The sequence below is a fragment of the Pantoea sp. X-Soil-TKNS-1211 genome, assembly GCF_059730495.1.
In genome coordinates, this window is record NZ_AP035953.1 from 2,895,205 (window position 1) to 2,914,817 (window position 19,613).

General features: G+C 51.9%; 14 protein-coding genes. 1 reads left to right on the forward strand and 13 read right to left on the reverse strand.

What is annotated here, in order from left to right; translation table 11 throughout:
- Positions 1-144: 144 nt before the first annotated feature.
- The 13 genes from galE to wbaP all read right to left on the reverse strand — a co-directional run bounded on the left by galE (position 145) and on the right by wbaP (position 17,183).
- The gene (gene galE / locus AC6I8W_RS13785) at positions 145-1,158 is read right to left on the reverse strand and encodes a UDP-glucose 4-epimerase GalE (protein WP_497835470.1); all 1,014 of its coding nucleotides are present in this window, start codon (positions 1,156-1,158) and stop codon (positions 145-147) included.
- A 47-nt stretch (positions 1,159-1,205) separates the two neighbouring features.
- Positions 1,206-2,102, reverse strand: a complete 897-nt coding sequence (gene galF / locus AC6I8W_RS13790) for a UTP--glucose-1-phosphate uridylyltransferase GalF (RefSeq protein WP_497835471.1) — start codon at positions 2,100-2,102, stop codon at positions 1,206-1,208.
- A gap of 274 nt (positions 2,103-2,376) precedes the next feature.
- Positions 2,377-3,717, reverse strand: coding sequence for a lipopolysaccharide biosynthesis protein (locus AC6I8W_RS13795; RefSeq protein WP_497835472.1), 1,341 nt, complete (start codon positions 3,715-3,717; stop codon positions 2,377-2,379).
- Positions 3,714-4,937, reverse strand: coding sequence for a glycosyltransferase (locus AC6I8W_RS13800; protein WP_497835473.1), 1,224 nt, complete (start codon positions 4,935-4,937; stop codon positions 3,714-3,716). The genes AC6I8W_RS13795 and AC6I8W_RS13800 overlap by 4 nt, the downstream gene beginning before the upstream one ends.
- Positions 4,938-4,941: 4 nt before the next feature.
- Positions 4,942-6,204: a colanic acid biosynthesis pyruvyl transferase WcaK gene (gene wcaK / locus AC6I8W_RS13805; RefSeq protein WP_497835474.1), complete on the reverse strand. Its 1,263-nt coding sequence runs from the start codon at positions 6,202-6,204 to the stop codon at positions 4,942-4,944.
- 152 nt (positions 6,205-6,356) lie between these two features.
- Complete coding sequence (locus AC6I8W_RS13810) at positions 6,357-8,570, reverse strand: phage tailspike protein (protein ID WP_497835475.1); 2,214 nt, start codon at positions 8,568-8,570, stop codon at positions 6,357-6,359.
- Between the two features lie 65 nt (positions 8,571-8,635).
- Positions 8,636-9,670 carry a glycosyltransferase family 4 protein gene (locus AC6I8W_RS13815; RefSeq protein WP_497835476.1) on the reverse strand — a complete coding sequence of 345 codons (1,035 nt, stop codon included), beginning with the start codon at positions 9,668-9,670 and terminating at the stop codon, positions 8,636-8,638.
- 158 nt (positions 9,671-9,828) lie between these two features.
- A complete protein-coding gene (locus AC6I8W_RS13820) occupies positions 9,829-10,581 on the reverse strand; it encodes a glycosyltransferase family 2 protein (protein ID WP_497835477.1) in 753 nt (250 codons plus the stop codon).
- A 70-nt stretch (positions 10,582-10,651) separates the two neighbouring features.
- Positions 10,652-11,569, reverse strand: a complete 918-nt coding sequence (locus tag AC6I8W_RS13825; RefSeq protein ID WP_497835478.1) for a glycosyltransferase family 2 protein — start codon at positions 11,567-11,569, stop codon at positions 10,652-10,654.
- Between the two features lie 253 nt (positions 11,570-11,822).
- Complete coding sequence (wzc, locus tag AC6I8W_RS13830; protein ID WP_497835479.1) at positions 11,823-14,000, reverse strand: tyrosine-protein kinase Wzc; 2,178 nt, start codon at positions 13,998-14,000, stop codon at positions 11,823-11,825.
- Between the two features lie 12 nt (positions 14,001-14,012).
- Complete coding sequence (locus AC6I8W_RS13835) at positions 14,013-14,447, reverse strand: arsenate reductase/protein-tyrosine-phosphatase family protein (protein WP_480364521.1); 435 nt, start codon at positions 14,445-14,447, stop codon at positions 14,013-14,015.
- Between the two features lie 9 nt (positions 14,448-14,456).
- Positions 14,457-15,596 (reverse strand): polysaccharide export protein, encoded by a 1,140-nt coding sequence (locus AC6I8W_RS13840; protein ID WP_497835480.1) that lies wholly within the window; start codon positions 15,594-15,596, stop codon positions 14,457-14,459.
- A 153-nt stretch (positions 15,597-15,749) separates the two neighbouring features.
- A complete protein-coding gene (wbaP, locus tag AC6I8W_RS13845; protein ID WP_497835481.1) occupies positions 15,750-17,183 on the reverse strand; it encodes an undecaprenyl-phosphate galactose phosphotransferase WbaP in 1,434 nt (477 codons plus the stop codon).
- Positions 17,184-17,973: 790 nt separating this feature from the next.
- Here wbaP and AC6I8W_RS13850 point away from each other — a divergent pair.
- A complete protein-coding gene (locus tag AC6I8W_RS13850; protein ID WP_497835482.1) occupies positions 17,974-19,548 on the forward strand; it encodes a TerC family protein in 1,575 nt (524 codons plus the stop codon).
- Positions 19,549-19,613 lie beyond the last annotated feature (65 nt).

The following is a 19,613-nucleotide window of genomic DNA, read 5'->3' on the forward strand; positions in this document are numbered from 1 at the left end:
GTAAATATTGACCGTTGCACAGGGAGCAAGATGGTTACTGAGTCACAAAACCAACTCAATCAGATTTTGATGAAAGAGGGATTAATAAGACACTGCGGGGAAAATGGGAGATGGGCGGGCTAAAAGCCCGCCAGCATGAAGGGATTACTTAAACCCATTAGGGTTTTTTGACTGCCAGTTCCAGGTATCGCGCATCATCTCATCGATACCCCGCGTCACACGCCAGTCCAGCTCGGTATTCGCCAGTGATGCATCAGCCCAGAATGCAGGCAGGTCGCCATCACGACGCGGCTTAAACTCAAAAGGAATTTGTTTACCGGAAGCTTTCTCAAAAGCGTTGATCATCTCCAGCACCGAGAAACCTTTCCCGCCGCCCAGATTGTAAGCTTTATAGCCGGTCACTTTTGGCAGATGGTCCAGCGCTTTCAGATGGCCTTCGGCCAGATCCACAACGTGAATGTAATCACGCAGGCAGGTGCCATCCGGTGTATCGTAGTCATCACCAAACACGCCCAGCTTGTCGAGACGGCCAATGGCGACCTGAGCAATGTACGGCAGTAAGTTGTTTGGAATACCGGTGGGATCTTCACCAATCTCACCCGATTCATGCGCGCCTACCGGGTTAAAATAACGCAGAGCAATCGCATTAAAACGATTATCCGCTTTAGCGAAATCGCGCATCACCAGCTCAATCATCAGCTTTGACGTACCGTACGGGCTGGTGGTGCCACCAATCGGTGTCGTTTCCACATAAGGAACCGGCGCATCAGCGCCATAAACGGTGGCAGAGGAACTGAAGATAAAGTTCCATACGCCCGCGCTGCGCATCTCTTCCAGCAACACCACGGTGCCCGCTACGTTATTCTCGTAGTACTCCAGCGGCATACGGGTGGATTCACCCACCGCCTTCAGCGCGGCAAAATGGATGACAGCTGAGATGTCATTGGCGGCGAACAGATCGCGCAGGCAAGCACGATCGCGGATATCGCCCTCAACAAATACCGCCTTTTTACCCGCCAGTTTTTCCACGCGATTAATCGCTTCACGCGAAGCGTTGCAGAGGTTATCAAGCACCACAACATCGTCACCACGCTGCAACAGCGCCAGCACCGTGTGAGAACCGATGTACCCTGCCCCACCCGTTACCAAAATAGCCATGCGTACTCCTTTAAGCCGCGCAACGGCGCGGCGCATCATGAGAAAAGTTATTTCGCCAGGATTTTCTGAATAGCTGCACGGAAGTCACGGCCCTGGCTGTTGTTACGCAGGCCATAAGAAACGAATGCCTGCATATAGCCAAGTTTACGGCCACAGTCGTAGCTGGTGCCAGTGAGCAGCGTCGCATCAACCGGTTTTTTCTTGCCGAGTGCAGCGATGGCATCTGTCAGTTGGATACGACCCCAGGCGCCCGGTTCGGTACGCTCCAGTTCTGCCCAGATATCCGCAGAGAGCACATAGCGGCCTACCGCTGCGAGGTCAGAATCCAGCGTGTTCGGCTCGTCTGGCTTCTCGACAAAATTGGTGATGGTGCTAACGTCGCCCGGGTTATCCAACGGCTGTTCCGTGGTAATCACCGAGTATTCAGAGAGATCGGCACCCGGCATATGTTTTGCCAGTACCTGGCTACGACCGGTTTCCTCAAAGCGTGCCACCATCGCGGCAAGATTGTAGCGCAGGTGATCGGCGGTGGAGTCGTCCAGCAGCACATCCGGCAGCACGACGACAAACGGGTTATCACCAATCATCGGACGCGCGCACAGAACCGAGTGGCCCAATCCCAGCGGGTTAGCCTGACGCACGTTCATGATGGTCACGCCCGGAGGACAGATTGATTGCACTTCGCTCAGCAGTTGACGTTTCACACGCGCTTCAAGCAAGGCTTCAAGCTCATACGTGGTGTCAAAGTGGTTTTCCACTGCATTTTTGGAAGCATGAGTGACCAGCACAATCTCCTTGATGCCTGCAGCCACGCACTCATCAACGATATATTGGATCATCGGTTTGTCGACGACAGGCAGCATCTCTTTCGGAATGGCTTTCGTCGCAGGGAGCATATGCATACCGAGACCCGCAACCGGGATTACAGCTTTAAGCTTGGTCATATTTATTCCATTTCATGAAGTGAATACGTGGGTCGATTATGCAGGATCGGCCGGAACAGCAAGTATAATCTTTATCTGAAAAACCGGCACTAACTCTCTGTCACAGCATCAAAAATCGCTTTTTTCGGCACCCACCGATGCGCCAGTTGGCAGGAAAATTAAAACGCTAAACCACTGTAAAACAGCAGAAGGGATCAGAGAAAGTCAGATTTAATAAGACCAGTCATTTTCAGACAGATCGTGAGGTCGCGGCGCGAAAAATCGCGCCGCCAGATTACAGCCAACCTGCAAACCATTCTGGCATCACGAACAGGTTGAAATGGTTTACCAACAACATCAGACCCACAAATACCACCGAAACCGAGACCCACTGGCGGGCATAAGGCATAAAGCGGATGCCAATCACCGGTTTGATGAAGAATGGGTGGGCAAAGGCTGAAATCAACACCTGAGAAATCGATAACGTCAGCGCTACATAGATTACGTTCGGCCAGATCAGGGTAGTTGCCAGGACTGCCACCACCACCAAACTGGCGACAATATTCCAGTAAAACTCGACGTTGGTACGTCCATTAGCCTGAGAAATCGCGCCGGTCAGGCCGCCCATGGGACGCAACATGCCGAACAACAGCATCAGTGGGATCAGATGGTAAACCTGTTCATGGGCAGCACCGTACAGCACGCGGACAATCACTGGTGACAGAATGCCAATCGCCAGATACATCACGCTGCTAAACAGCATGATGACGAATGTGCCTTTCAGGAACAGTTTCTTCAGTTGTTCAGGATCATGCTGCTTCTCGGCAAAGCGCGGCAACGCCAGACGGTTGATCACCGGTGAAACCAACTTCAGCGGTTGCAGAATCAGTTCTTTAGCCAGCGAGTAGATCCCCAGCATATCGGCCCCCATCACCTTGCCGACAATCAACGCATCCGCCTGTGTACGCAGTTGGTTGATGGTTTGCGATCCCAGCTGATAAATACCGTAGCGCACCGCTGCAATGAAGGTTGCCCGGTCAAACTCCCAGGTTGGACGCCAGGATTTCTCCCCGAAGCCAATCATGCAGAGAATACGCGTGAAGGCGTTGATAAACAGGCCGAGGATTGCCGCCGCAACTGTCAGGGTGGTGAAGTACAGCATCAACACGGTGCAGAGGAAGGCAAACAGCTTGGTCACCATCTCAATCTTCGCCAGCGTCACCATGCGTTTGGTTTTGACAAAATGGGCCTGATATTGCGAGAGATGCCCCAGCACGAGGAAGTTAAGGCTGGTTAGCATAATCAGCCCGGTCAGTTCCGGCAGATGGTAGAACCAGGAAACCGGCCAGGCAATCATCAGCATGATTAAACCGGTACAGAAACTGAGCGAGACGTTGACCCAATAGATGGTGCTCTGCTCACGGCGCGTGATGTTCTGACGATGCACGATGTAGCTGCTCATCCCCATGTCCTGTAGCACCGAAGCAACCGCCAGAATCGCGTTAATAATTGCCAACAACCCCAGCTCATGCGCCTCCAGCTTCCGCGCCAGAACGCTGAGCTGTAACACCTGTAACACCGCAGCAAAACAGGTGCTGCCAAATAACCAAATGGCCTGTGACTTTAATCCACTCACACCATGCGCTCCAGAATTTTTGCCAGCTCACCATAGGCGATATGCTGATTGAACTCGGTTTCCACTTTGCGGCGGGCAGCGGCGACAACCGGTGCAATGTCCACATCACCGCGTGACAGGCGCAATAAGGTTTGCGCCAGTTCATCGGGGTTGTTCTCAGCAACCAACCAGCCACTCACGTTATTCTGGATCAGCTCAGGGATACCGCTGTGGAAGGTAGAAACCACCGGTAAACCCACCGCCATCGCCTCCATCAGTGCGACCGGAATCCCCTCCATATCGCCATCGGCTGCGGTTTTGGATGGCAGCAAAAAGATGTCGGCTTCATTCAACGCCTGGCGAATCTCCTCCTGAGGTTTGAAGCCCGGCATACTGACGCAATCTTCCAGACCGGCACGGGCAATATGTTCACGCATCATGCCGTCCTGCTCTCCGTTGCCGATGATGGTGAACTGGAACTGACCGCCCTGATCGCGCAGGATTTCACTGGCTTTCACCGCCACATCCAGTCCTTTTTTCTCGGTCAGACGCGCCACAGACACGATGCGCAGCGGCGAATGGAAAGCAGCGCGCGGGCGGAAATTAAACTTTTCTGGTTCAATGCCCATGCGCGTGACGTGGATCTTCTCCGCCGGGCAGCCCATCTCAATCAGCTTGTTTTCCCACAGATGGCTAATCGGTAACATCAGTTCGCTCTGGCGGAACAGGTTGACGTAATCCAGCTTGTGCTCTTCGAGGATATGACGACGCGAGATATCAGCACCGTGGAACACCGTGGCCTGCTTGCCCTTCAGTACACCAAGTTCGCGCAGTTTATTCGCCAGCGCCCCGGCATAACCGAAGTGCACCAGGAACACGTCGGCGACAAAGGGTTGTTTGGCATTGGCGACAATTGCCGGTAGCAGCAGCTTGCTGGACTGTGCGCCATAGCGGCGCACATTGAGGGATTTGATCAGCGAGGGTTTAGCAATTTTGGGCAGCATTAAGCCAATGCGCTGCGTGAGCTTATCAAGATTCGATACTTTCTCTTCCGGCAGCAGATAGTGGGTTTTCGCGGCCAGATTGTAATCATCGAACGCGGCATGACGATTAATCATGTCACCCGGAAACACGGAGATCACCTCCACGTCATAACCGGCATCAATAAAATGCGTCACCTGATTGAGGACAAACGTCTCAGAGGCAACCGGGAAACGCATGGTGAAAAAGGTTAGCTTCATCACTTCACCCTAAGACGTTGAGAATTTCTTCAGTGATTCGGTTACCAATCTCACGTTCCTGCGCCACCGCTGCGTCAACTTTCTGTTTCACGTTGTCGTAATCCGCCAGTACCGTCTGCACTTTATCGATGAGCGAGCCATCCATCAGGCTTTTCACATCGCTCGCCATTTGCGGCAAGCCAAGCTGGTTCATTACCCCCAGCGACTTGTGCTCATAGTTGATAGCAACGGCAGGTGTACCGAAATTCATCGAGATAATGGCGGAATGCAGGCGAGTGCCGATCGTCAGATGGCAATGACTTAATAAGATACCGAGTTCGAGGTCGTTAAACTCGTCCATAATCACATGATAATGCTCGGGATGATCGACACGATCGCGCAGTTGCAGCGCAACCATACGGTCATCTTTGGCATAGCTGTCGATACCGGTACAGGTCGAGAAGGCCACCACCTGATAACCCTCGGCGATCATCGCGTTGATCACCCGACCAAACGCAGCTTCATACTCTTTCTGCGTTACGCCAAGGCGTTTGTCGAACGGTGCCAGCTCACGCACGGTGATGGCGATAGTTTTGCGCGCACTGATAATTTCTTTCCAGTGCAGCAGGTTATGGCTGGGATTCGCCACTTCGCGGGCCTTGACCAGAAAGGCCGTGTCGACGCCCTTTTTCACTTTGCTGGTGGTCACACCATCCTGCTTCAGGCGGTCGTGGCTCACCTCTTCGCGCAGCACCAAGCTATCAACACGATCAAACACAAAGTTGGCCAGCGCATTGACGCGCGGATTTTCAAACGGCCCGACCGAGTGTCCGATCATGTGCAGCGGTTTTTTTGCCATCAGCGCACACAGCGCATGGTCGAACTGCGTCACTCCATACAGATCAACAAAGAAAGAACCGCCAACCTGAATAATGGCGTCATAAGAGGCAAGGCTTTTGGTGAATTCCGCCAGATGTGGCGGAACGGAGAAGGATTTATATAATCCGCCCTTCCCGAGGTGCGCCATCATGATATCCGGCATCAGCCGGTTAGCCACTTTACGCTTTACACTGCCCACCAACCCTTTCGCTGATTTGCTGTTGTGCAGAAACAGGGAATCCTGTTGAATTTCCTGCTGTAATAAGTACCCGGAGCTGGTTGGATAACGACTGATAACGTCAATATCCAGATCACCACGCGCAGACTGAAGTGAATCGATCAGCCCACGTAAAATCGCGCCATCCCCACGATTTCCACAGGTATGGTTACCCACCAATAAAATCTTCATAAAAACTCCAGATAAATTTTTGTAATTCTACAAGCCGCCATTTCCTGAACTGGCAAGGTGAACTCTGTATAAAAAAGACTGCAATAGAGGCGAAACGCCTGGAAAAGACCTGCTCCTGATAGCCCGGCCGCGTCCCGGTGCGGCCGGTTTGATCATGACGACTTAATAGCGAAATACGGCAGTGCGCACGGCTCCCCATTAATCACCACGGAGACATAACCTTTTGGCTCGCGCGTATCGACCTGCTCAGGCTTGAGCGGGCGTGATGCCATCAGCAGATCGCCTTGTTCATTACCACCAATCCCGGCTTTGCCGTTATGCAGGCTGAAACGCTGTGGAGCGGGCGTGCTAGCACTGGTTGGCTTGCCCTGCGTCATGGTGGCATCCACCCGCGCACAGCGACCGGCGAGGAAGCGATCTTTGCCGGTGCTTTTGATCAGCACGGCGGTGGTCGGTGTCCAACCCGCCAGTTTGACGAACACTTTGGTGTCCGTGTCGGTACGCGGTTCAAAGCGCACCTCCACCACGGGCGAGCTGCCTTCCGCCGACCAACTGGCCTCGGCCTTGCTGGTCTTGCGTTGCAGATGGATAACCGCCCTGCCACCGGTCCCTTTGCCGTCGATGGGGTTCATCAGCGGTTGATTGTCAGTACCATTGTTAAACTGCGACTGACCAAAGACTTCAATTTCCCAGCTGTCCCCCACCGTGGGTGAATAGAAGTTACCCAGCTCAAACCAGGTCTCCTGGTTAGTGTTGTTAGTCAGGCGAAAGCGTGACGTGATGTAGTTGTATTTCAGGCTGCCGTCGATGGCGACGCCGTAGGATTCCACCCGCGTGGAACCCATCTCCCAGATATTCAGCCAACGCTCGCCTTGCAGCGAATTATCGATCCAGCTACCGGCCTGCAAATTGGTCTGACGCATATTGAGGCGCGAGTTATGGGCAATCAGCGGATTTTTACAATCCTCAAGGCTCAGCGCATCAATGATCCACTGCCCATTGGAGATATCTCCGGGGTGTTCAGTGTGCTCGATCCAGCCGTTATGAATAATCGATTGGCTACAACGCGGCAGATTCAGCACCATGCCGCCTTTACAATGTTGAGCATTGAAGTTGGAAAGCTCGATCGCAGTGCTGTGATCCCAGTTACCGGCCTTCTGTCCTGACCAGCTAGCTTTAATCACATCACCGGTACAAGCGTTGGCGTACCACTGGTCGATTTTGCAATCCAGCGTATCGAGCAGGCTAATCGAGACACCACCTACCTGATTAAAGCGCAAACAGGCCCCACGAAAGAACTGGCCGCCAGGACAGGTATTGCGGAACAAACCCTGCTTATTCGGCCGCTTATCGGTGTTGCCGTTAAAAATCAGGTTCGAGATTTCGGTCCAGCGCGCATTCACCTGGAACAAAAAGTCGGAACGCCCGTCAGACACCAGGGTGGTGGCCGGAAAATAGCCGAAGTTGACCATCGCACCGGAAATACGGAAGAAGCGCTGCTGCTGGTCACCAAAATCGCAGCCAGAAACGAAGAACGTGCCTGCCGGGAACTGCACACATATTGGTTGTTTCGCATCCTGCGACCATTGATACATCGCTTTGATGGCGGGTGCGGCATCGGTTTTACCGTCGGCAATTGCGCCGAAATCAAACAACGTCAGGCGGTTAACATCGTCCACTACGCGACGCCAGGTGAAACCCTCACCGGCAAACATCACGCCGTTATCGTCTTTACCCGCGCCAAACGCACCGACAAACTCACCGCCTCCCACTTCCAGCCCCTCATGCCAGCTTTTCAGCTTGATTTTGGCACCGGCAAACAATGGACGGGTTTTGCGCAGCTCCTCCACCGAAGGGATCTCGCCAATCAGCTGATAACCGTTCGGCTGTGCCAGACGCTGGCTGAAATTGCTTTGGTTCGGGCGGCTGACGTCATTGATGGAAAACAGCGTGTTACCGCTGCTGTCTTCCACCGCCATCGAATGGGCAGGATCGGCAATTAATGCCGCATTATCGTGAATAAATTGCGCAAAGTTGCCCTTATTCAACGCAATCGGCTGACTAATTTGTGACACTTTGCCACTGGCATCGCGCAGATATACCGGGATTTGATTTCCCGCTTTACTGGCATCGCTCCCGGCTTTACCAATCCACAATTTACCCTCGAAGTTCTGCCAGAACTGTGGCGGCATGGTGTAAACATTTTCCGGGGTGAGAATCGGCACATCCCCCTGCGGCACGCTGGAGGGATCTACTGTTTTCAGTGCCGGCTGGCCATTTTTTGCTGCGTAACTGGAGAACGCACTCACCGAGAGTGCGGCAACAATGGAGGAGGCTGCGGTTTGCAAGACTTCTCTTCTTTTCATGCGTCAAATCCCGTGGTCAATGGGCGGTGAAGGTATCCCTGAGGCACGACAATCGTTACGGCTTGCTAAACAAGCGCCAGCCAACTTTGTTTGATCTGTTTACCGTCAAACTTCAGCGCTGTGTCTTTGGTTTTCTCGCTCATGGCATAGAACAGGGCATCATCGCTGGCAAGCTGTTCCATGCGTGCGAGGAAAGCGGCCTTGTCATTCATCGGCACCAGAAAACCATCTTCACCTTGATTGATGATCTCCTGCGGTCCGGTCGGGCAGTCATAAGCCACCACCGGTAACGACCAGGATTTCGCTTCCAGCAGCACCAATGGCAATCCTTCATAGCGCGAGGTCATCAGCGCCATGTCACTGTCGCGGTAGTAATCATTGATATTGCTGACTCTGCCGACAAAATTGACGCTGTCGTTGAGACCAAGCTGTGTGGCCTGATCCTGCAACGGCTGACGCAGTTCGCCATCACCGGCAATCACCAGCTTCCACTCCGGGTGGGTTTTGCTGAAGTCAGCCCAGATATCCAGCAGCAAATCGAAACCTTTCTGGTGTTCGAGACGCCCAATCGCCAGTGCCTGGCGGCTGCGCACGTTACGCTGGAATGATTTGTACACCACCGGATTTGGGATTTGCTGGCTGGGGATGTTCCAGCGACTGAAGACCTGATGATCTTTGTCTGTCAGCACAATCACCTGGTCGTAGAAGCGCAACAACAGCCATTTCAGCAGTTTGATCGGTTTACTGAATGAGTTAATGGCGATGTGTTCACAGGCATAGGCTTTGAAGGTTTTTTTCTTCAGCGACATCAGATTCCAGAACGCAAACATCACGCTGAGGCGACCCATGCTGATCAGGAAAACGCTGTCGAATCCTTCCTGTTGAATACGTGCCACTGCGCTTTTAATCGGGTTGCTATGCCCGGCAAAGCTGACGATGTCTTTAGCATGGGTGAACGGATAGAACGGCTTACCACTCCCTTCCAGCGAATAAACGGTGACATCATGCTGCTCGCCGAGACACTCGGACATAAAATTGCAGATGTTTTCCGTCCCCGCGTACGAATAAGCATCCTTAATCACCAGAACAATTTTTTTCATGAAATGCTTTCCACCTCAAGGAGACCGGTTAATCAAAATCCAAACCCTTCGCGTTGCAGCAAGGCGGCAAGGACGCCCATCCCTGGGAGCTTACTGAAGTAAGTGACCTGGGTGGACGTACGCAGCCAACGAAGCTGCGGCGTGAAGGGTGCCGGATTTCAACGATGTTTCAGGGTGAAAAGCACACCATTCACCATATACCAGCCGTAATAGTAATAAATTTTTAACGGATTGTTTTTATAGATAATTCTTAATAATTCCAGATGCCATTTCGCCGCTTTGTTTTTATTACGAGACAACGAATCACCCAACTCGTAATAGTTGACCAGCGTTTTTTGGATCACCCTGGCTTGCTTGTAGCGGAGAAACAGTTCGTAGAGGAACAGGAAATCTTCATGGCCTTTACGCTGGAAGAAGATGCCCTGCGGGGGACGGCGAAAACAGACGGAAGAAAAGCAGACGCGATACTGCTTCTTTACGAAGTTTTCCTGTTGCAGATAGGGCTTGCTGTAGTTGATATCGTGATCAGCACTTTGGGTTTTGTAGTGGTAATGGGTAATAACGAAATCATCACCTGTCGCCAGCGCTGCGGCCTGTTCGGCCAGTTTTTCCGGGTGCCACTCATCATCACTGTCGAGAAAGGCAATGATCTCTTCCTGCGCGGCACGCAATCCGACATTACGGGTTTCAGCTGCCCCGAGGTTCATCTCATTATCCAGCAGCGTAATGCGTGCGTCCTGGCAGTGTTCACGCACCAGCGCCAGTGAGTCGTCGGTCGACTTATCGTTGATGAGGTAGATGTGCCAGTCGCTATAGCTTTGATTGATTACCGACTGCACTGCACGCAGTATGGTCTGACGTGCGTTATACATCGGCATGACAATGCCGATGGTGCCAACATGATTTTTCATCTGAATACCCGTGAGAGGAGATGACAGGAACCAAAAAATGCTCCAGAGATCGGAGCCAATAAATACGCAATCAAGAAACGGCCCTGCTGCCGAAAAAACGGGCTTTTACTTTATCCAGCAAACGGCTCATAAAGTAGGCCTGGTTGTCCTTGTTGGTCAGGAAGAAATAACGCGCAAAACTGAGGCTCGCCTGCAATGAGTTGCCATCCATTTTGTAGCGCAATGGCAACTTAAACGCTTTGTAAGTGTGGATATCACGCGCCGTCAGATAGGGTTTCATGGTGTCGAGCCAGAAGAAGGAGTATTTCACTGACTCCCCTTTATGCTTCGAACCGAATTTGGTCACCAGATGATAGGTCGCCAGTGGTTTATCAATCATTACAAAGGCGTAACCCATACGGTCGGCGCGAATGCAAAAGTCATAATCCTGGTGACGGATATAACGGGCATCAAACTTGATCTTTTCAGCATCGGCACGTTTCAGCACGATGGTGCTGGTCTGAATAAAGCCATAACAACCAAACAAATATTCAGCTACCGTCTCGTTTTTACCGGGCGGCTGCATCGGCATCACTTTCAGGAAACTGTCATCCTGATGGATGTTTACCTGGCTGAAGATGACATAGCGGGATTTTCCCTGTGCCTCAAGGTTGGCGATGGTGCCACTGACTTCCAGCAGTTTGTCCGGATGCCATTCATCATCCGCATCAAGGAAGCTGATAAAATCACCGGTGGCGAGTTCAATGCCCTTATTGCGTGCACCTGCGCCGTTCAGTTTGACGTCAGACAATTCCAGCCTGATGTCCAGATCCTGATAGCGATCGCTACGTACCACCTGTGCCAGTTCGGTCGCATCAGCCGATTTGTCATCCACGATGATGACTTCAAAATTGCGATAGCTTTGCGCATTGACGCAATCCAGCGTGGTCACAATCGACTTCGACGCGTTATAAGCGGGAATTACAATTGAGAAACGGATGTCCTGCATTGCCAGCACCTCTTAAACAGCTGTTCCTGGTTTAACGGTAATCTCCGCAGGCTGAAGGGGGGAATCGGCTTTATTCCTAAAAAACATACCGTTAGTCCCATTCTTCATTAAGCAGATGCGTACCATTACGGAATTACCTAAGCCTGTGCTGTGTGTAAATGACATGCCAAAACGGCATCAAAAAATTGGGTGCTCTGCACCAGTGCCACGATAAAAACGGGGCGGTTAAACCGCCCCGGAATTTTTGTTTTAATTAACTTTTCGTTTCTTTGCCGTATTCATAGTTGTAGTAGTCGTAACCATATCCATAGGCATTCGACGCTTTACGTACCACGGCATTGAGGATGACGCCTTTGATTTCGATACCGTTCTGTGCGAAGCGACGGTAGCTGACATCCAGCTCCTTGGTGGTATTGGTTTCGAAACGCGCCACCATCAGTGAAGTACCAGCCAGCTTACCGATAATGGAAGCATCGGTGACGGCCAGAATCGGTGGGGTATCGATCAGCACCAGGTCATAGTTCTTGCCAGCCCACTCCAGCAGCTCGCTCATGCGACGGTGCATCAGCAATTCAGACGGGTTCGGCGGCACCTGACCACGCGGCAGGAAGTCGAAGCCATACACGCCCTTCTGAATCATGGCTGGCGAGAATTCGCTCTTACCCGACAACACGTTAGAGAGGCCAACTTTATTCTCCGCGCCCAGCAGTTCATGCGTATAACCACGACGCATATCACCATCGATGAACAGTACGCGCTGACCGGCTTTTGACACCAGGGTCGCCAGGTTGGCACAGATAAAGGTTTTACCTATACCGGGACTGGCACCGGTGATCATCAGGATGCTGTTCTTCGCTTCCATCATGGCGAAGTGCAGGCTGGTGCGCAGGCTACGAATCGCTTCAATGGAGAGGTCGGTTGGGTTACCCAGTGCCAGCAGCGTATTGTGTGGGTCGCTTTTCTCTTTGTGACCACGACGCGCCAGCGCTTCGGTGTCCTTTTTACGCTGCCAGTCTGACAAGGGCACGCTGGCGTAGACATTCATGCCCAGCTCTTCCAGCTGTTCCGGGTTCTCGATACCGTGGTGGAACAACGCTTTGAGCAGTACCAGACCGACCGACAACATCAGCCCCAAAATCAGGCTGGCGGCAATAATCAACAGCTTCTTCGGTGCCACGGGTGAAGCGGCCGTTTCTGCCTGGTCAATGATGCGCACATCGCCGACGGTGCTGGCTTTACTGATCCCCAGTTCTTGCTGACGGTTCAGTAACTGCATGTAGATTTCCTGCCCTGCCTGCACATCGCGGGTCAGACGCAGAATCTCCTGCTGGGTTTGCGGCATCTGGGCAATTTTCTTGTTCAGATTGGCCTGCTCATTTTCCAGCGTCTTGCGTTTCTCCAGCAACGCGCGGTACGTCGGGTGATCTTTGGTATACAGCTGCGATACTTCTGCTTCACGGAAGGTCAGCTCGTTGAGCTGGCTCTGCACGCTGACCGAAGAATCCAACGCGGATTTCGCTTCCAGCGACATATCAACCGATTCGTTTTCACGACGGTAGGCGTTCAACTTATCTTCTGCCACATTCAGGCTATCACGCACTTCCGGCAGTTGGTTCTTCAGGAACTCGAGACTCTTCGCCGCCTGCTCTGATTTGCGATCAACGTTCTGTAACAGATAGTTGTTCACAATCTGGTTCAGTACACGGCTGGCCTGATCCTGATCTTCATTCTGGTATTCCAGACCCAGCACACCGGTATCTTTCCCTTTGTCAGCCACGGTCAGGTTAGCCAGCACCGCTTTGATCGCCTGCAGATCGCTCAGCTTGGTGACATCAAAGCTGGTGCCGGTATCAGCCTCAATACCGCTTACCAACATGGTCACTTCGCCGTGCTGCTCCAGCTGGCCCACGCGGCCTTTGAATAACTCATCGCCATCACTGGTCACGGTGTAGGTCTGAGGACCGGTCACTTCCAGCTGTACGGTGCGTTTTTCAATTGAACGCGGGATTTCCAGACGGGTAATGGCGATTTGCGCCGGTTTGTTGCCCATCAGGCGCGACAAACCTTTACCAATAATCGGGAAATAGTTTTGCTGTACCACGGTATCAAGACCGAGGTCATTCACCGTCTTACCCAGCACCATCCGAGATTCAAGAATCTGAATCTCGGTATCCGAAGCGGGGGTTGAAGGAATAATGTCCTGTAGGTCATTCAATACCGAGTTGGTATTTTTTTGCTCGACCTGCACCATGGCATCGGCGCTATAGATCGGTGTCGCGAACAGTGTGTAAAGGGTGCCCGCGAGCATGAAGAAGGCGGTGACCGCAACAATGATCCAGCGATGATCAATGAGCTGTCCCACAAGATGCGCCAGATCCCATCCATTCGAATCCTCTTTCGGCGCTGTCATAACCTTGTTTTTTATATTCATGGATAATCCCAACTATCGGCTTAGTACGTTGACCCATTTCTGGGTAGCGTTTTCCAGTAACCCGTAAACCTCTTCGAAAGCCTCACGGCTTTTTTTGTACGGGTCCGCTATTTCCTGTTGGTTGAGCCAGTGCCCAAGCAGCATGGTTTTACCGCGAGCGGCCGGATCGATGCGATTTACCTGTTCAACATGACGCTTTTCCATCACCAGGATCAGATCATAGTCACGGCACATATCGGCCGTTAACTGCTGAGCATGATGCCCCGCCAGGGAGAGGCCGTGTTTGGCGGCCACATCGCTGGCGGTCTGATCTGCCGGGGAGCCACGCAAGGCACCCAACCCGGCAGACGCTACCCGGGTTTCAGGTAAAGCGCGTTGGAACAATCGCTCCCCGGTAGGGGAGCGGCAAATGTTGCCGACACAGACGACTAACACGGACGTAATCATGGTTAAACCTTAGTCTGACCAGTTGCGGAAACGCAGTGCTGCGGAGCTGGCATCGTCGATACCCACAATGGTCGGTAACAGCGCGGAAATCACACGGTTCCAGCGGGTGAGCGGAGTGGAGGTGACATACACAATGTCATACGGCTCCAGTTGGAATTCGGTTCCCATCACCATTGATGCCGCATCTTTGGTATTCAACTGATAGATGTTGGCAATCTTGGTGCGGTTGGTGCCGCGAATTGGACGAATCACAAACACGCCGGTGGCATCGGATGTGGTCTGATCCATACCCTGCGCATTACCCAGGGCTTCAGCCAGCGTCATACCGCTGCGGTCCATCTTCAGCGTGGTTTGTTGCTTCACTTCGCCCATCACGAAAATCTTCAGATCATCGTTACGCGGTACGTAGAGAATATCGCCCGGATACAGCAGATGGTTCTGACTCAAGTCACCATTTTGCATCAACGCCTGCAACGAAATACGCTGCTCGCGGCCATTGTGGGTCAGCACCACGTTGCGCCAGTCAGCATCCGCTGTCAGGCCACCGGCGGCATTGACGGCATCGAGGACGGTAAGCGGTACGTTGGTGATCGCCTGCTGACCTGAGGTGGTTACGGAACCACTGATGTAGGTTTTTTGTGAGCGGAAGGCGGCGACGTTCACATCCACCTGCGGACTTTCGATGTACTGCGCCAGACGGCGCGCGATTTCCGCACGGATTTCGGTCACGGTTCGACCGGCGACGCGCACCTTGCCAATATACGGGTAGAAGATAGTACCGTCGGCCTGCACCCAGTTACCGGTGTCGCTGGCGCTACGATACTGACCCGCCGGGGTGGTCAATTCCGGGTGATCCCAGACGGTCACGTTAAGCACATCGCCAATGCCGACACGATATTCATAGCTCTGAATTTCGTTCTGCAACATCGGGTTGGCCTGCGCAACCAGCGGTTTCGGACGCATCTGTTCAACCAGACGCGGTGTTAAAGGAAAGACGTTAACGTATTTGTCGATGTCAAAATTGCTATCCTGTTGTTCAATGACATCTTTTCCGCTAGTGGAAAGGCGCTGACCTGGTTCGATCGTGCACCCGGAGAGAATAGTGGCGGATACCAGTAACGGTATCATTTTAATTTTCATTGTAATCATCTGGATCTTCGCTATCAGTTAATGATTGATAGAGGCGAAAACGCCGCTGTGTAAGCGTCTTACAAAACAAAGTCTGACGGGTTAAACACCGAAACTGTGGGTCATTATCATTTGCTCCCTATGCTTTCTGTTGTCACCCTGCCCTCGCGTCTATCAATAGGCGCCATCGCGCTTGAGCACTACGCCAACGGTCTTAAACAAAATCGCGATGTCATTCCACAGCGACCAGTTTTTGACGTACCACGAATCGAAATAGACACGCGTTTCATAGTCAACGTCGTTACGACCGCTGACCTGCCACAATCCCGTCATGCCTGGTTTCGCCATCAGGTAATAATCAACGTCACCGGCATAACGGCAGAGTTCATCTTCGATAACCGGACGTGGCCCTACCAGGCTCATATCGCCACGGACCACGTTCCACAACTGCGGCAGCTCATCCAGGCTGGTTTTGCGAATAAAGTGACCGACTTTGGTAATACGCGGGTCATTTTTCAGTTTGAAATCTTTGTCCCACTCAGCTCGGGCCACCGGGTCAGTGCGTAGCACCTCCTCCAGCACCTCTTTCGAGTTGATCACCATTGAGCGGAATTTCAGACATTTGAATTTGCGACCATTAAAACCCACACGCTCATGACCGTAAATTGGATTGCCCCCATCACGTCCGACAAGGAAACCCAACACCAGCAAGGCTGGCGACAGCGCAAGGATAATGCTGAGCGCACCGACAATATCGAACGCGCGTTTCAGGCAGCGTGACGTGCGTTTTGCCAGGTTGTTGTTAACCCGTAAAATCATCACTTCGTGGCTGAAGATATACGCCATATCCGTGCCGTAGAGCGGGACGCCACGCAGGGTCGGGATGACCGACACCGAACGACAGTTATGCATGGCAAGCCGTTTCAGCCAATTATCGCGATGCTGACTCTGCTCAAACTCAACCGCGACAATAAACTGCGTTTCATTATTGGTCAGTTGCCAGAGTTCTTGTTCACTGCGCAGTACCGGCACGCCTTCAAGACTGGCTTGCGGGCAGCTGCCATCAACATCGAAAAAGGCAATGACATCAAATCCCATCACCTCTTCGCTTTGCAGCGCCTGCCAGGCTTCTACAGCATTCTTGCTGCTGCCGATGATGATGGTCTGCTTTTTCCACAGCCCAAAACGGTTCAATACACGTTTTGCCATGGCACGTCCCAGCGGGATCAGTATTAACGCCATCAGCCAGGTCAACATCCAGACAAAACGCGACATTTGCCATTGTGACAGCGCGGTAATGGACAAATCGATGACAGAGAAAATAAGAATGGTACGAAAGATCTCTTTCAACTCGAACCAAAAAGGTTTGCGATAGGTGAAATGACGCAGCCGCACCCAGAACCAGCCAACACAAATAACCGACAGGCAGATGTGCGTGACGACTTTTAAATTGAGGTCTTTTTCAGAAATATCTGCCAGTGGGGAATTCGTGAGCGAATTAATGAGCGCCAGAGCAATAAACAACGCCGCGTTGAAAAAAATTAAATCCGAGCACGCCAGTAAAATTTTAGTGAGAAGACTTTTATAGGTAAATTCGTTATCGCGCATAATTAACTCTTTATTTTATTTCCCTAATCCTTAACGCCTCAAGCTTGTGTAATAAACGAGCAATATTGAAACTATCTAAGAACAAGCAATCTGCGGGGGAAATCTTCGGCGTTTATGTCAATCCTCTTACGCGCCATGCAAGAAAATTGTGATAAACACCAACAGATTAGTCTGACTTCCTTCAACATATCTGTAGACCAGATTCCCGGTAAAAAAACCACTTCGGACACGCTACCGCCCTTGGCTGTCGCTGCCAATACCGCTTTACTTGCCCTAATTCCCTGTCTGTGGTTACCGGTTTGCCATGACAATAACTGGCCTTAACCGGGACACGATCACAATTCTCAACATTAAGATGCTAAACAAGACGCTATTAACTACATAAGCGCAGACATTTACTAACACGTTGCTATACTAGTTATTACTGGCTTGTTTACAAGTAGACCCCGTGTTCCCTGCTCTATTTTAGGAAAAAGACTACCAGTCATTAGTATTGATGCCATCCCTTTCAGGCCATTCCCACCTAAAATTCAGAAAAGTTCGATATTCAAATTCTGAGCTATCCGCATTAAAAACGAACGCTGTCATGCATCAGAAACAATTAATCCCAGCAAATTCAGATGAGGCGTGTTTATCCATACATTCAACTTATCCGTCAAAAGAACCTCTCGGATTATTCCTTATTACGTTGCGGCCCCAGATAACACCGCAACTTCTGGGTATTTGTTCCCCTCGCAGGATTAACTATGATAAGACTAAGCTCATTCTCAGACATTCAGGTGATGAAAGCATGTTGGAGTGGATCGCTGATCCCTCGCTCTGGGCAGGATTAGTCACGCTAATCGTTCTTGAGCTGGTACTTGGCATTGATAACCTGGTTTTCATTGCTATTCTGGTGGAAAAATTACCACCTGTGATGCGCGATCGCGCCCGTGTGATTGGCCTGCTGCTGGCGTTGCTGCTACGTCTGGTCCTGCTGGCATCGCTTTCATGGCTGGTTACCCTGACACAGCCACTGTTTACCCTGTGGCAACACAGCTTCAGCGCACGCGATTTACTGCTGTTCTCCGGTGGGGTTTTTCTCCTGTATAAAGCCACCACCGAACTGAATGACCGTCTTGAAGGCAGCGATGAGGACAACGGTCAAACTAAAAACGGCGCTAAGTTCTGGCCGGTGGTCGCGCAAATTGTGGTGCTGGATGCCATCTTCTCACTGGATGCAGTGATTACCGCCGTGGGGATGGTAAATGAATTACCGGTGATGATGACAGCGGTAACCATTGCCATCCTGCTGATGTTGCTGGCCAGCAAGGCGTTGACGCGCTTCGTGAATAGCCACCCTACCATCGTGATCCTCTGCCTCAGTTTTCTGCTCATGATTGGCTTCAGTCTGGTCGCTGAAGGGCTTGGTTTTATCATTCCGAAAGGTTACCTGTACGCAGCCATCGGCTTCTCGATTCTGATCGAGATGTTTAACCAACTGGCGATGTTTAACCGTCGCCGTTTCCTCACCGCAGGCCGCCCCTTGCGCCAGCGCACCGCTGAAGCGGTGTTGCGCATCCTGCGTGGTGAAGCACAGCGTGCAGAGCTGGATGCCGATACCGCCTCATTACTCAGTGATAGTGAGGAAGGCGCGCTGTTTAACCGTCAAGAGCGGCGCATGATCGCGCGCGTACTGGGGCTGGGACAGCGTCAAATCAGCAGCATCATGACCTCGCGTCACGATATCGAGCATATTGATCTGAGTGAAGATCCGGCTGAAATCATGGCGAAGCTCGATCGTAATCAACACACACGTATTCTGATTACCGAAAAGGGCAACGAACCACTTGGTGTCGTCCATGTGATTGATTTAATGCATCAGTCGCTGCATGCAAAATCGCTGGATTTGCGTTCACTGATCCGCCAGCCGCTGGTATTTCCCGAGCGTGTCACGTTATTACAGGCACTGGAACAATTCCGTCAGGCGCGAACCCATTTTGCCTTTGTGGTGGATGAATTTGGCTCCGTGGAAGGGGTAGTCACCCTGAGCGATGTGATGGAAACCATTGCCGGCAATCTGCCTAATGAAGGGGAAGAGATTGATCCCCGCTACGACATCCAACCTCGTCCACAGGGCGGTTGGATTGCCAACGGACATATACCGCTGGAAGATCTGGCGGTCTACGTGCGTCTGCCGTTGGATGAAAAACGCAGTTATCACACGCTAGCCGGGTTGCTGATGGATAGCCTACAACATGTGCCACAGGAAGGTGAGGAGTTACAGGTGGGGGATTACTTATTGCGAACATTGCGGGTGGAAAATCATCGCGTACAGAAGGTCGAGATTGTACCGCTGGACAGAATTACTGACCCACTTTCGTAGCGGCGCGATTTATCGCGCGCCTTCTACAAAAAAACAGCGCGATAAATCGCGCCGCTTGTATGTTT